Source organism: Pseudomonas sp. C9D1 (assembly GCF_056491235.1).
On sequence record NZ_JBSZIE010000001.1, the window covers coordinates 1,272,232 to 1,286,551 of the forward strand.

Genomic DNA, 14,320 nt, shown 5'->3' on the forward strand with positions numbered 1-14,320 from the left:
GGCAGGGGCGGCAGGGTTTTATCTAGGCAAAGTGCCAGTATGTTGGCTAAGTTTGTGATCACAGGGGCCGTCCTCATCACTTAGCTCCGAGATGTAAGCATGCTGTCGCTTGCCCTGGGAAAGTCGTCCCTGCACTCCCGCCTGACCGGCCGCAGCCTGCTCTGGCTGGCCTGCCTGCTGGTGATCTCCGGCGGTCTCAGCCTGACCGTACTGCTGGCCAGCCTGGTGCACGACTCAGAGCGCAACCAGCTGCGTGAGCGCTTCTCGCAGATCGCCACCGAACGCCTCAGCCGCATCCAGGAACGCCTCGGCGACCAGTTGAAGGAGCTGGACGCCCTGCAGCGCTTCTTCCTCAATTCCCAGACAGTCAGCCGTGACGAATTCCAGGGCTTCGTCGAGCCGCTGCTGGACGACACCCTGGCCTATTCCTGGGTGCCCTGGGTGGCGCGCAGCGAGCGCCCCGTGTTCGAGGAGGAGGCCCGCGCGGATGGGCTCAGGCGCTTCCGCTTCCATGACCTGGACCAGGACGGCACCGCCCAGGCCAGCCCCGAGCGCGACCACTACCTGCCGGTGTTCTACAGCGTGTCCGGGCTCGCCGGGCGCTTGCCCCTGGGGCTGGACCTGAGTTCGCAGCCCGAGCGTGCAGCCTTGCTGGACAAGGCCCGCGCCGGGCGCCAGGCCGTCGCCTCCGATGCCCTGACGCTGATTGGCGTGCCCGGGGCCGACGCCCGGGGCATTCTCATGGCGGTGCCGGTGTTCAACCCGACCGCCACCGAGGGCCACGCGCTGCGCGGCTTCGTCCTCGGTGTGATCAGCCTGCGCCGGGAAATGGAGCAGGGCATTCCCGACGAGGTGCTCGGCAGCCTGGCCATGCGTCTGATCGATATCACCAAGGAAGACGACCCGCAAGCGCTCTACCTGAGCAAGGCCGAGGACGATGATTCGGGCCTGCTGATCACCCGTTCCTTTGCCTTCGCCGACCGCACCTACCGCCTGGAGCTGCGCCCCAGTGAAGGCTTCGCCATGGCCAACCGTTCATCCGCCTGGCACCTGGTGATCGCCACCGGCGGCCTGATCACCCTGCTCATGGCGGCCTACCTGATGCTGTTGATCAGCCAGCGTCAACGCGCCCTGCGCCTGGTGGCCGAGCGCACCCGCGAGCTGCGCGAGCGCGAGCTCGACCTCAAGCTCAGCGAGGAGCGCTGGGCCTTCGCCCTGGACAGCGCCGGCCACGGTGTATGGGATTGGGAGATCGCCTCCGACACGGTGTACTACTCCCGTGCCTGGAAGGGCATGCTCGGCTATGACGTGGACGAGGTGCCCGACGAGCCCGAGCTGTGCCTGCGCCTGCAACACCCCGACGATGCGCCAGCGGTGGATGCCGCCCTGCAGCGTCACCTGCGCGGCGAGACGCCGATCTACCAGAGCGAGCACCGCATGCAGCGCAAGGGCGGTGCCTGGGTGTGGGTGCTCGACCGCGGCAAGGTGGTGGAGTGGAACCCCGATGGCTCGCCCCTACGGATGATCGGCACCCAGACCGATATCAGCGCCAGCAAGGCCGCCGAGCTGCAGCTGGCGCTGGCCCACGGGCAGTTGCGCGGGGTGCTGGACGCGGCCACTCAGGTGTCGATCATCGCCACCGACCTCGATGGTTTCGTCCTTCAGTTCAACGTCGGCGCCGAACGCATGCTCGGCTACAGCGCCGCGGAGATGGTCGGCAAGCGCCCGCGCATGCTGCACCTGGAGGCGGAGATCCAGGCCCGCTGCGAGGCCCTGTCGAAGCGGCTATCGCGGCCCATCCGCGACTTCCACCACTATGTGGTCGAGGTCACCGCCGGTGATTGCTACGACGAACACGAGTGGACCTACGTGCGCAAGGACGGTGGCCACCTTACCGGCAACCTCATCCTCACCGGCGTGCGCGACCAGCACGACCAACTGGTGGGCTACCTCGGCGTGGCCATCGACGTGACCGACCGCAAGCGCGTGCAGGAGGCCCTGGAGGACCGCGACCGCTTGCTGCAGAAACTCAGCGCGCGGGTGCCGGGTGCCATCTACCAGTACCAGCTGTACCCCGATGGCCGGCATCGCTTCCCTTATGTCAGTGCCGGGGTGAGCGACATCCTCGAGGTCGAGCCCGAGCAGGTGAACGGAGATGCTTCCCAGGCCTTCACCCGCCTGCACCCGGAAGACCTGGAGCGGATCTACGCCAGCATCCTGCATTCCGCAGCCGTCATGCAGACCTGGCGCGAGGACTTCCGCGTGCTGCTGCCGCGCCAGGGCCTGCGCTGGCTGCGCGGCGAGTCGGAGCCCGAGCGCATGGCCGATGGCAGCGTGCTGTGGCACGGCTATATCTCCGATGTCACCGGGCACAAGCTGGTGGAGCAGGAGCTGCGGGCACTGTCCATCACCGACGCCTTGACCGGCGTGTTCAACCGTCGCCATTTCCAGGAGCGCCTGGATGCGGAGATCGCCAGGGCATTGCGCAGCGAGGGCCCGTTCTCGCTGGTGATGCTGGATATCGATCACTTCAAGCTGGTGAACGACCAGCATGGCCACGAGGCGGGCGACCGGGTGCTCAAGCAACTGTGCCAGCGCATTGGCCAGCGGCTGCGGCGCATCGACGTGCTGTGCCGGCTGGGCGGCGAGGAGTTCATCGTGCTCTGCCCGGAGACCAACCTGGAGCAGGCGCGATCATTGGCCGAAGCGCTGTTGCAGGGCATGCGCCGGGATGAGGTGGCGGGCGTCGGCCACGTCACCGCCAGCTTCGGCTGTGCCTGCTGGCGTGATGGCGAGACCGCCGATGCACTGCTGCGGCGGGTGGATACGGCGGCCTATTCCGCCAAGCAGGGCGGCCGCGACCAGGTGTGCTGCGCCGAGTGAGACGGGGGCGGCGTCGCCCCCGTCAACGGGGCGGGATCAGCGGCGCGGCTGGTTGTAGAGGTCCAGCAGCACCTGATCGAGGATGGAGGAGGCGCCCCACGGACGCTGGTCGTTGAGGATCGCCACCACCGCCCAGGTGTTGCCGTTGTCGTCGCGGCTGAAACCGGCGATTGCACGCACCGTGTTCAGGGTGCCGGTCTTGATATGCGCTTCGCCTGCCATGGGCGTGCGGCGCAGGCGCTTGCGCATGGTGCCGTCCATCGCCACCAGCGGCAGGGACGCGATGTACTCCGCGGCGTAGGGGCTCTGCCAGGCGGCATGGAGGATGGTCGCCATCTCCCGCGCGCTGACCCGCTCCTGGCGCGACAGCCCGGAGCCGTTCTCCATCACCAGGTGCGGCGCGGTGATGCCCTTCTTCGCCAGCCAGGCGCGGATCACCCGTTGCGCGGCCTTGGCATCGTCGCCGTCGGCCTCGTTGCGGAACTGCGCGCCGATGCTGAGGAACAGCTGCTGCGCCATGGTGTTGTTGCTGTACTTGTTGATGTCGCGAATGATCTCCACCAGGTCCGGGGAGAAGGCCCGCGCCAGCAGCTTGGCGTCCTTGGGCACGCCGGCGAGGCGGTCCTTGCCGAGGATGCTGCCGCCCAGTTCCTTCCAGATCGCCCGCACCGCCCCGGCTGCGTAGCCCGGGTGGTCGAGCAGCGACAGGTAGGTCTGCGCGCTGCAGCCTTCGGGCAGGCTGCCGCTGGCGATCACCGTGGTGCCGTCGAACTGGGTCACCGGGTTGTAGCGCACGTCGGGCCAGGCAGGGCAGGGCGCGGCCTTGGTCACCTTCACCTGGTTGTCGATGCGGATGCTCTCGATGGGCGGCTCGGCGGCGATGCTGGCGCGGCCGCCGTCGGCGCGGGCGATGAAGCGCAAGGCCTTGAGGTTGACCAGCAGGGAGTCCGGTCCGACCAGGAAGGGCTTGTTCTCGTCGCCGCCGTCGTCATTGAAAGCCGGTAGTTGCGGGTGCACGAAGCGGCTGCGGTCGAGCACCAGGTCGCCGGTGATCTTCAGCACGCCATTGGCGCGCAGGTCACGCATCAGCAGCCAGAGCTTCTCCATGTTCAGCTTCGGGTCACCGCCACCCTTGAGGTAGAGGTTGCCGTGGAGCACGCCGTCCTTGACGGTGCCATCGGTGAAGAACTCGGTCTTCCACTGATAGGTGGGGCCGAGCAGCTCGAGGGCGGCGTAGGTGGTGATCAGCTTCATGGTGGAAGCCGGGTTCACCGACACATCGGCGTTGAAGATGGTCTGCGCGCCGGGGCCGGTCAGGGGCAGGGTCACCAGCGAGAGGGAGTTCTGCGGGATCTTGTTCTTCTTCAGCGCCTGCTGGACCTTGGCCGGGACGTTGGCATTGACCTGAACGGCGAAGGCCGGTTGGGCGAAGGGGAGAATGAGGCCGGTGAGGGCGAGGATACGAATGAGCTTGAACATCAACGAATGCCCTCCGCACGAGGGCGAGTAACGCAAATTGGCATGGCAGGTTCCCACGACGTGTTCGGGAAATGGTGCGCATTATGCCGCAAGCGTTTCCTGGGCGCTCGTGCCGCTGACCGCTCGCACGCTCTGCGGCGGGCTTCGTTTTGCCGTTCCGCCACGCGGGCGGGCAAGCCGGCGGGGAAACTGCTAGAGTGCCGCGCTTGAACACATGAAGAGGATTGCCTGATGGCTACTAACCGTTCCCGCCGCCTGCGAAAAAAGCTTTGCGTCGATGAATTCCAGGAGCTGGGTTGCGAGCTGAGCCTGACCTACAAGGACGGGCTGGCCGAAGCGGAGCTGGAAAGCTTCCTCGATCAGTTCATCGACGATGCCATCCAGGGCAATGGCCTGGGCTACGTCGGTGGCGATGACTACGGTTTCGTTTGCCTGTCCAAGCGCGGCTCGGTCAACGAAGAGCAGCGCAGCAAGCTGGAAGCCTGGCTCAAGGGCCGCAGCGAGCTGGCCAGCTTCACCCTGAGCCCGCTGGTGGATGTCTGGTACCCGGAAAACCCGATCAACCAGTGATCCCGGCGGTCATGAAAAGGGGCGCACCATGCGCCCCTTTTTCATGCCTGCGATTTGTCTCCCGCTGCCTACGAGGCCAGGCCCGCCCGCTCGAGAATCGACCCTTCGTCCACCGCGTCGATCTGCTCCGGCCGCAGGAAGCGCTCGGCGTAGTCGCGGTACACGCCGGAGCGGATGAACAGGCCGAACAGCTCCGGGTCGATGTGCGCGCCCTTGCACATGCCGACCATGATCCCCAGCGCCTCGGACAGCGTCTTGCCCTTTTTGTAGGGGCGATCCACCGCGGTGAGTGCCTCGAAGATGTCGGCGATGGCCATCATCCGCGCGGGCAGGCTCATCTGCTCGCGGGACAGGCGTTTCGGGTAGCCGCTGCCGTCCATCTTTTCGTGGTGCCCGCCGGCGATCTCGGCCACGTCCTTCAGGTGTGGCGGGAAGGGCAGGCGGTTGAGCATGAGGATGGTCTGCACGATGTGGTGGTTGATGATGTAGCGCTCCTCGGCCGTCAGCGTGCCGCGGGCGATGGAGAGGTTGTGCAGCTCGCCACGGTTGAACTTGTGGGTCGGCACCTCGAGCTTGAAGCCCCAGGGGTTGTCGGCCGTCATGCGCTCGCCCTCCGGGCGCTCCAGCAGGTGCTCGGGGCGGTCGGCCAGCAGGGGTTCTTCTGCCGGTAGCGGGCGGGGCGGGGTGCGGGCCATGCGTTGCGCCTCTTCCCAGGACACGCCGAGGCGGTCGTCCAGGGTGCGGCTCCAGGTGCGCGAGGCGATGCGCTGCAGGCGCTGCTGGTCTTCCTCGGCCATGAACTCGCCGCCCAGGTTGCTGCGGGCGATGAAGGCGAACTCCTCGTCCAGGGCGGCCAGCAGCTCGTCACGCAGCTGTGCCTGCCCGGGCTCGTCGGCGCCCTGGGCGACGGCTTGCCAGTAGCGGACCCAGGCATCGCGCTTGAGTACCTCGAAGCGCATGCGCACTTCGTGGATGCGGTCGTAGAGGGTTTCCAGCTTGGTGGCCTTGTCCACCACGTATTCGGGGGTGGTGACCTTGCCGCAATCGTGCAGCCAGGCGGCGATGTGCAGGGCTTCCCAGTCTTCGTCGCTGGGGTTGTAGGTATGGAACGGCGGTTCGTCGCTGGCGGCGGCGGCGCGGGCCAGGGCCAGGGTGATTTCCGGTACGCGCTGGCAGTGGCCGCCGGTGTAGGGGCTCTTGGCGTCGATGGCGCCAGCGATGAGCTGGATGAAGGCATCGAGCAGTTGTTTCTGTTTCTCCAGCAGGCGCTGGCTTTCGATGCACAGCGCGGCGACGCCGGAAATCGCTTCGACGAAGGCGATGCGCTCGGGCTTGAGCATGGCCAGTTCAGTGCCGTCGCCGGTGTCGCGGTGCAGCAGCACCAGCACCCCGACCGTGTCGCCCTGGCGGTTGTGCAGGCCGGTGCTGACCAGGTGCACGCGCGGGCTTTCCAGGCTTTGCAGCACCTGGCGGAAGCCGTCGGCCTGGTCGTAGCCGAAGGTGCGCAACTGGCTCGGCCCGCCGCTGGCCGGCAGGCGCAGCCAGTCGGGCAGGTCGTCGTCGTTGAGGGCATGGCTGCGCAGGTCGTGGCTTTCGAGGTCGTGCTCGCCTTTCTTGCCGAGGAACAAGCCGTTGGGCTCGAGGCGTCCGCTGGTGGTATCCAGCAGGTAGATGAAGCCGCCCGAGGCTTCGCTGATGGTCACCGTTTCTTCCAGCACGCGGCGCAGCAGGGCGTCGAAGCGATTCTCGGCGGAGAGGCTGGCGGTGATCTCCAGGAAGCTGGCCAGGGTGTCTTTCATCCGCGCCATGGCCACGGCCAACTGGTCCACTTCCAGCACCGGCGAGCGGCCCATGGCCGGTGCTTCGAAATTGAAGCTGCGGATCGCCTCGGCTTCGGCCACCAGGGCTTTCAGCGGCTTGACCAGGACCCGCGACAGCAGCCAGCCGAGGGGGATGCACAACAGCAGGATGCACAGGGTGAGCACGGCACCTTGCCAGCGGATGCGGTAGGCGTCCGCCAGCAGTTCGTCCTCGGGGGCCAGCAGGGCCAGGTAAAGCCCGTCCGGCCCCCCGGATTGCAGATGGTTCTGCGACACCACCCAGCGCCGCTTGGCCAGCTCCAGGGTCGAGCGCTGGTCACCGGAGAGGCCGAGGTCGAGCAGCGCGGCGATGGCCGGGTCGAGGTCACGTGCGCGGGCCAACTGGGGCTTGTCGTCGACCCGCACGATGAGCCGGGAACTGTCCGGATAGGCCACGGCGCTGCCATCCGGCGCGAACAGCAGCACCTGGGTGGAGGGGGTGACCCGGTGCTGCGCAAGGGTGGCGGAAAGGTCGTTCAGGGTCAGGTCGGCGGCGATCACCGCGTCGCTGCCGGCCGGCAGGGCCAGGGTGGTGCCCACCGCGCCGGTGGAGAAGAACACGTAGGGCTGGGTGGTGATGTGCCGGCCCTGTTCCAGGGCGCGTGAATACCAGGGGCGGTTGCGCGGGTCGTAGCGCTCGTTGAGTTCCTGGCGCCGGCTGATCAGCTTGAGTTCTTCATCGAAATACAGCGACTCGGAGCGGGCGCGGGCGAGGTTGTCGCGCTCGATGCTCCAGACCTGGTAGGCGGCACCCGTCGGGGCATCGAAGCGCTGCTTGAGCTCGGGAGTGCGCAGCGGCCGGACCATGAAGAAGTCGCCGTCGTCGAAGCCCAGGTAGAGGGAGGCGAGCTTGGGGTTGTCGCGCAGCGCCTGGGCGAAGCTGCGCAGGAGTTTTTCCTGGCGGTGGTAGCCGTCGTCGAGCTGGGTGCCGGGGTCGAGGGTGAGCAGATTGAGCAGGTGGTAGATGGGCTGGTAGGTGTGCTCCAGGTCAATCGCCACGTCCTGGCTGATGCGTTCGAACAGCGTGTCGCTGCTGGACAGGATGATCTGGCTCGTCTGCCGGTAATTGAAGACGCCGAGCACGACGCCGGTCAGCAGCAGCAGGAGCGTGAACAGCAGGCTGATATGCACGTGCAGAGGAAAACGACGTTCGACCGGCTTGTACGGCATTGCCCGAACTCCTTGAATCCCTGTCTTGGAAAAGACCCGGATGGAGCATAGATGAGCCCCTGTGCAGATGCGTGCCCGGTGCCAGAAATAACGACACCTTGGCCAGCTCTGCCGGATGGGGGCTGAAGTGGGGCGGGCGATCGCCTTGATCCCACGGCGGGCGTCGGGCGCTGTGTGAACGCTCCGAAGAGGGGGCCGACGGCAGGCTGCGATGCACGCTACCCGGTACTTTTCAGGCGAGTTCCGTGCCGCTTTCGTGAGGATGGTGTAGGCGCAGTCGCAAGATGTTGAAAGTCTTGTCCTGAAGCTTCAGCAGTGCCCCCGAGGGTGCTCGACAGGCTTGATGGCGCCTCTATCTTGGCAGCTTCGTATCGCCGCTGATGGAGACGCAAAGGTGAGCAAACTCGTAGACATGGACTCATTCCTTCGCACGGGTGCCGAGTCCCCGGGCAAGGTCCTGATCGTGGATGACCATCCCGTCATTCGCCTGGCCGTTCGCTTGCTGCTGACACGTGAGGGCTACCAGGTGATCGGCGAGACCGACAACGGCGTCGATGCCATAGCCCTGTCCCGTGAGCACCTCCCCGATCTGGTGATTCTCGACATCGGCATTCCCAAGCTCGGCGGGCTCGATGTGATCGCCCGCATCAGCTCCCTCGACCTGCCCTTGCGGGTGCTGGTGCTGACCGGGCAGAACCCCAGCCATTACGCATCCCGTTGCATGCAGGCCGGGGCTGCGGGCTTCGTCTGCAAGGGCGGGGACCTGGGCGAGCTGACCGCCTCGGTGCGTGCCGTGCTGTCGGGCTACAGCTACTTCCCCAGCGAGGTGATCCGCAGTGGCAAGCGCCAGGTCGGGGTGCCCAGTGACACCGAACTGATCGAGCGCCTCTCGGACCGCGAGCTGGTGGTGATGAAGTACCTGGCCAACGGCCTGACCAACAAGCAGATCGCCGACGAGATGTTCATCAGCAACAAGACGGTGAGCACCTACAAGTCGCGGCTGCTGCTCAAGCTCAACGCACGCTCGCTGATCGAACTGGTGGAGTTCGCTAACCGCAACGACCTGGTGTGAGTCGCTCGATGGCAGCGCATCCGCAGCGGTGCGCTGCCATCGATCCTTCCTTTCCTGTCCCTTCTCCTGCCCCTTCCTGCCAGTGCCCGCTTCCGGTGCTCACGCTGGCTTTTTCCCGATGCAGCCGTCGGGCCTATTCCACAGTGGGCTGCGGCGCGTGGTGCTCGGTGCCGGAGGGAGCCGGCTCTGCGACCTTGCGCTCGCCCCAGCGCAGGCGTGCCCGGTGGGCCGCGTAGGCCATGAGCAGCGCCAGGGCGCAGCCCAGCAGGCTGTTGTAGAGGCGCACCTCGGGCAGGTGCCAGTCACGGGCGAGGCTTTCGGAAAGCAGTACGAAGCAGACGGTGGTCTGCACCACGAACAGGCCGTAGTGCTGGGCGATGAAGGCGCGGCTGAGCACGATCAGCGGCAGCATGCAGGCCACCAGCAGCGTCGGGCTCTGCAGCCAGTGGCCGAAGAGAATCAGCAGCAGCGCGCCGATGAGGGTGCCGAGGCCGCGCTGGATACCGCGCACCAGGCTGCTGTCGAGTTCCATCTGCAGGGTGGTGACCACCGTCAACGTCAACCAGTAGCCGCGCGGCATGCCGGTGAGGTTGGCGGCGAGGCCGGCGAGGGCGATGGCCAGGGTGCAGGCCAGCGCGTGGATCCACCAGAGCCGCCTCGGCAGGCGAGCGGCATGGCGGCGCAGCACGCGGATGAAACCGAGCATGCGCGGCAGCAGGGGCCACAGGCGCAGGCCGTGCATGCCGCGCAGGAAGAACGCCAGCAGCATCACCCAGAGGCCGCCGATGGCGAACAGCGCGCCTACCGCCAGGCCGTTGTTGAGGCTACCGCTGCCGGCCTGGCCCTGGCCGAGGCAGAGGCACACCGCCAGCCCCACGCCCAGCTTGCCCAGCTCGGTGCCGTAGCGTTGCAGCAGCGCCAGGAGGAAACCCCAGAGGGCGAAGCTGGCGAGGCTGAGCAACGGGTGGCTGGCGGCCCAGAAGCCGACGCCCGCGCTGAGGGCGCCGAGCAGGGTGAGCAGCAGCATGCGCAGCATGCCGAAACGGTGCATGGGGTTGGCCAGGGCGGCCTGGAAGGCGCCGGTTGCGGCCCAGAGAAAGCCGGTGTGGGCGGTGAACAGACCGAGCATCAGCGGCAGGCCGCACCCCAGGCCCGCGATGGCGGCCGGGCCCCAGGCGGGAGGACCGGTGTGCCAGTGCAGGCTTTGTCTGAGCGCCTTGCGCATCTGTCGTGACTCCTTGCTGCGGCCACCTCCCACGGGTGGCCTGGTAACCCTAGACGGGACTGGAGCGCCCGGTCATTTCGCGAGCCATTTCCGTGGCGTAGCTGTCGGTCATCCCGGCGATGAAATCGATCACCCGCAGGAATGAGCGGTACAGCGGCCAGCTCGGGTCCGGGGCGTTGTTGCCGAGCAGGTCGAGGATGCGCCGGTTCTTGAACGAGGGCGTGCGCCCGCCATGCTGCTCCAGCGCCGCACCGCAGAACGCGTTGAGCAGGATCTCCAGGGTGGTGTAGGCGCCGATTTCATGGAGCGTCTTGCGCTTGTCCTGGAAGATGCGCTCGCGGGCGATGGCCTTGGCGCGCAGCACGCAGTGTTTGGCCGGGCCATGCATGTGCTCCACCAGGTCGCCCTGCAGGGTGCCGCTGAGCAACGCGCCCTGCTGGTCGACGAAGGCATGGGCGGCGGCATTGGTCAGGTGTTCGATGGCCTTGCCGCGGAGGATCGCCAGCTTGCGCCGCCGCGAATCACGCGGGCCCAGCTGGCGGTAGGTTTCCGGCAGGTCGTCGCCCACCAGGCCGAGCAGCACGGCCTCCACCTCCTCGTAGTCGAGCAGCTCCATTTCGAGGCCGTCTTCCAGGTCGATCAGTGCGTAGCAGATGTCGTCGGCCGCCTCCATCAGGTACACCAGCGGATGGCGCGCCCAGCGCTGCTCCTCCAGTTGCGGCAGGCCGAGCTTGTGGGCGATCTGCTCCAGCAGCGGCAGCTCGCTCTGGTAGCAGCCGAACTTGTGTTTCTTGTAGCCAAGGGCTTCGGCGTGGCGGGCCGTCCAGGGGTACTTGAGGTAGGTGCCGAGGGTGGCGTAGGTCAGCCGCGTACCGCCATCGAACTGGTGGTATTCCAGCTGGGTGAGCACACGGAAGCCCTGGGCGTTGCCCTCGAAGCTGAGGAAGTCGGCGCGCTGGGTGTCGCTCATGGCGTCCAGCCAGCCGCGTGCGCAGGCCTGCTGGAACCAGTGGCGGATGGCGTCCTCGCCGGAATGGCCGAACGGCGGGTTGCCGATGTCGTGGGCCAGGCAGGCCGACTGCACGATCACGCCGAGGTCGGCCGGGTCGCACCAATCCGGCATCTCGTCACGCAGCACTTCACCCACGCGCATGCCCAGGGAGCGACCGACGCAGCCGACTTCCAGGGAATGGGTCAGCCGGGTGTGGATGTGGTCGTTGCTGGAGACCGGGTGGACCTGGGTCTTGCGCCCCAGGCGGCGGAATGCGCCGGAAAAGATGATGCGGTCATGGTCCTTGTGAAACGAACTGCGGCCCAGTTCCTCGGTGCTGTGCACCGGTTTGCCGAGCCGTTCACGGGTGAGCAGTGTCTGCCAGTCCAACGCCAGTCCTCGCCTTCAGTGGCTGAAGGGGGCTAGCTTCCGGATTAACGCGGGGCACCGCAAGGGGACCAAGGGCGAATGCGCGAGTTCCCGCAGGCGCCGTCCGTCAGAGCCCGGCGGCGTCGATATCCACCAGCAGCAGGCGGTCGCCGTTGTCGATGAACTGGCCGGCGGTCAGGCAGTACTGGTTGGTGGTGGCGTCGCGGTAGGTGCTGGAGAGGGTCAGCCGGCGTTCTTCCCAGCCCTCGGCGAGCAGGTGATAGAAGTACGGCCGCCAGGACCAGTTGTGGCCCTGGTAGCGGGCGTCTTCACGCCATTGCTGGCCGTGCCATTCCAGGTTCGGGGTGAGCTGGGTGCCATTGCGGTCGCATTGGTAGATGCGCAGCAACCAGGGGTAAAGCTCGGGGGAGGGCAGGGCCTCGAGCCGTGCGTGGCCTTCGGCCCAGTTGCGCAGCTGGTTCATCAGCTGGGTCAGTTGCTGGCGCATGGTCATCAGCCGTGCGCGTTCGGCCAGCTTGCGCTGCACGTACTGGTCGCGCAGCTGGGCGAAGCGTTCGACGAAGGCGTCGGCAGCGAAGAATTCCAGCTCCGGCTTGGCGAACAGGTAGCCCTGCACGTAGCGGGCGCCGCACTCCAGGGCGAAGTCCAGCTCGGCCTCGGTTTCCACGCCCTCGGCGATGATCCAGCAGCCGGTCTTCTCGGCCATCTGTGCCAGTGCCTTGACCACCTCGCCGCTGGGGCCGCCCCGGGCCGCGGCCTGGAACAGCTGCATGTCGAGCTTGAGGATGTCCGGTTGCAGGGCCAGCACCCGGTCGAGCTGGGAGTAGCCAGCACCGAAGTCGTCGATGGCGATGCGTGCGCCGGCCTGGCGGTAGCGGGCGACCACGTCCGGCAGGCGCTGGCTGGCGCCGCCCAGTTCGGTGATCTCGAAGACGATGCGCTCGGGCGCTACGCCGTTGCGCTCCAGTTGCTTGAGGCTGGGCAGGGCCTGGCCCGGGCGCAGGCGGCTGATCCAGCGGGGCGAGATATTGATACTGAGGAACCAGTCCGCCGGTGCCTCGTGCAGGCGCTTGAGGGCGTCCTCGCGGATTTGCCGGTCGAGGCGACGCAGGGCTGCAGGCGGCACCTTGGAATCGGCGAACAGCGGGCCGACCGAGAGCAGCCGGCCATCATCCTGGCGCAGGCGTCCCAGGGCTTCGACCCCGGCGATGCGTCCTGTCGCGGTGTCGATGAACGGCTGGAAGCAGGCAAGCGGTTGCCCCTCTATCACGGTGACTCCTTAGGGCTGGCCCGAAATGCACGCGCTCGTCGAAACGACGCGAAGGGAACCGGTCTCTACCGGCTCCCTTGCATAGCAAGAATGTGGCCAGCTTGTCCGACGATCAGACCTTTGGAGGGGGCGGCGGCTTCGCGGAGGGGCGGCGCAAGGCGGCGCCCAGCAAGGGCATCAGGCTGCTGCCCAGGCGGATCAGTCGAGTCAGATTGCCACTACGGGCGGCGAAGAAGCCCAGGGCGGCGACCCCGGCAATGCCCCAAAGTGGTGCATGGGGCATGCCGCCCAGTTGCTGCTGCCAACTGCTGGCGATGCCCTTGGCGCGGCGCAGGGGCTGGGTAAGGACTAGGGTCTCGTGGCGGATCTCCTGGCGGTGCATCTCCAGGCGCAGGCGCACCAGCGCCTTGCGCAGTTCGCGGCGGGAGGTGGTGCGGTGCGTTTCGGGCAGGCTCATGGCATCAGGCGCTCGCGGTCCTGGGCCAGCTCTTCGAGCGTGGCGGAGAAGGGGGAGGACTCATCGTCCACGGCCTGTTTCAGGCGCCAGGCGCAGTAGCCGGTGAGCAGGAAGTAGAAGAGGCACAGGCCGCTGACGGTTTCGATCCGTGCACTGTCCCAGAACAGCACCAGCAGCAACGCGGATAGCGCCACCAGCAGGAGCAGGGCGAAGATCAGCGACAGGCCGGCGAACAGCAGCAGGCGCAGGGTGTTGGCCTTCTGCTCCTGCAGCTCGATGCCGAACAGCTCGACGTGGCTGTGCAACAGGCCGAGGAAGGCGGCGCCGAGGCGCCGCGGGGAGGGGCCTTGGCCCGCGCTGTGCGGGCCGGATTCCATTCCCGGCTCCATGGTCAGCGGCGCGACGCGAGCAGACCGAGGAGGAAGCCGATGCCGGCGGAAAGGCCGATGGTCTGCCAGGGGTGTTCCTGCACGTAGTCCTCGGTGGCGGCGACGGCGGCCTTGCCCTTGTCGACGATCTTCTCTTCGGTCAGTTGCAGGGTCTCGCGGGCGCGCTTGAGGGATTCGTGGATCTGCAGGCGCAGCTCCTCGGCCTGGTCGCCGGCCAGGCTGGCGGTGTGTTGCAGCAGTTTCTCGGTGTCACCGACGAGGGCCTGGAATTCGGTCAGCAGGTCGTCTTGGGCGCGGCTAGCGGACTTGCGGGGCATGGCGTGAATCTCCTTGGAGGGGCTTGGTTGTTGTGAGTCCCCGCGCTTGGGTTAGGTTCCGCCGATATTTGCCCCCGGGCGCTGGTATGGCGCTTGCAACGCCCTGGTGCGCCAGCGTGCCGGAGCGCCCCGTTATCGGGCGCTCAATGAGGCTCCGACAAGGCTGTTGACCGCTGGCAAGTATATGAAAAACAACGAGAAAGCCTGAAAACTCAAACTGCCGTCTCCACCGCTTCGCCCCGTTATGG

At 67.0% G+C, this 14,320-nt stretch carries 11 protein-coding genes; 3 read left to right on the forward strand and 8 right to left on the reverse strand.

Features of this window, described 5'->3' with window-relative positions:
• Positions 1-99 precede the first annotated feature (99 nt).
• Positions 100-2,883: a sensor domain-containing diguanylate cyclase gene (locus ACXI0U_RS05925; protein ID WP_479549881.1), complete on the forward strand. Its 2,784-nt coding sequence runs from the start codon at positions 100-102 to the stop codon at positions 2,881-2,883.
• A 36-nt stretch (positions 2,884-2,919) separates the two neighbouring features.
• On the opposite strand, the gene dacB is transcribed toward ACXI0U_RS05925, so the two are convergent.
• Positions 2,920-4,362 (reverse strand): D-alanyl-D-alanine carboxypeptidase/D-alanyl-D-alanine endopeptidase, encoded by a 1,443-nt coding sequence (gene dacB, locus ACXI0U_RS05930; protein ID WP_431483887.1) that lies wholly within the window; start codon positions 4,360-4,362, stop codon positions 2,920-2,922.
• A gap of 231 nt (positions 4,363-4,593) precedes the next feature.
• Between dacB and ACXI0U_RS05935 the strand changes: the two genes are divergently transcribed.
• The gene (locus ACXI0U_RS05935) at positions 4,594-4,932 is read left to right on the forward strand and encodes a 50S ribosome-binding protein YggL (RefSeq protein ID WP_021219580.1); all 339 of its coding nucleotides are present in this window, start codon (positions 4,594-4,596) and stop codon (positions 4,930-4,932) included.
• A gap of 68 nt (positions 4,933-5,000) precedes the next feature.
• On the opposite strand, the gene ACXI0U_RS05940 is transcribed toward ACXI0U_RS05935, so the two are convergent.
• The gene (locus ACXI0U_RS05940; RefSeq protein ID WP_021219579.1) at positions 5,001-7,961 is read right to left on the reverse strand and encodes an HD domain-containing phosphohydrolase; all 2,961 of its coding nucleotides are present in this window, start codon (positions 7,959-7,961) and stop codon (positions 5,001-5,003) included.
• Between the two features lie 412 nt (positions 7,962-8,373).
• On the opposite strand from ACXI0U_RS05940, the gene ACXI0U_RS05945 reads away from it, so the two are divergent.
• Positions 8,374-9,033 carry a response regulator transcription factor gene (locus ACXI0U_RS05945; RefSeq protein WP_021219578.1) on the forward strand — a complete coding sequence of 220 codons (660 nt, stop codon included), beginning with the start codon at positions 8,374-8,376 and terminating at the stop codon, positions 9,031-9,033.
• 133 nt (positions 9,034-9,166) lie between these two features.
• Here ACXI0U_RS05945 and ACXI0U_RS05950 read toward each other — a convergent pair whose 3' ends face one another.
• From ACXI0U_RS05950 to ACXI0U_RS05975, 6 genes are all read right to left on the reverse strand, one after another.
• The gene (locus tag ACXI0U_RS05950; RefSeq protein WP_021219577.1) at positions 9,167-10,258 is read right to left on the reverse strand and encodes an FUSC family protein; all 1,092 of its coding nucleotides are present in this window, start codon (positions 10,256-10,258) and stop codon (positions 9,167-9,169) included.
• Positions 10,259-10,307: 49 nt separating this feature from the next.
• Positions 10,308-11,639 (reverse strand): deoxyguanosinetriphosphate triphosphohydrolase, encoded by a 1,332-nt coding sequence (locus ACXI0U_RS05955; RefSeq protein ID WP_271660478.1) that lies wholly within the window; start codon positions 11,637-11,639, stop codon positions 10,308-10,310.
• Between the two features lie 106 nt (positions 11,640-11,745).
• Positions 11,746-12,909 (reverse strand): EAL domain-containing protein, encoded by a 1,164-nt coding sequence (locus tag ACXI0U_RS05960; protein WP_479549882.1) that lies wholly within the window; start codon positions 12,907-12,909, stop codon positions 11,746-11,748.
• A 112-nt stretch (positions 12,910-13,021) separates the two neighbouring features.
• Positions 13,022-13,366, reverse strand: coding sequence for a hypothetical protein (locus tag ACXI0U_RS05965; protein WP_374980328.1), 345 nt, complete (start codon positions 13,364-13,366; stop codon positions 13,022-13,024).
• On the reverse strand, positions 13,363-13,755 hold the full coding sequence (locus ACXI0U_RS05970) for a phage holin family protein (protein WP_479549883.1): 393 nt from the start codon (positions 13,753-13,755) through the stop codon (positions 13,363-13,365). The genes ACXI0U_RS05965 and ACXI0U_RS05970 overlap by 4 nt, the downstream gene beginning before the upstream one ends.
• A gap of 2 nt (positions 13,756-13,757) precedes the next feature.
• Complete coding sequence (locus ACXI0U_RS05975) at positions 13,758-14,072, reverse strand: ElaB/YgaM/YqjD family protein (RefSeq protein ID WP_021219572.1); 315 nt, start codon at positions 14,070-14,072, stop codon at positions 13,758-13,760.
• Positions 14,073-14,320 lie beyond the last annotated feature (248 nt).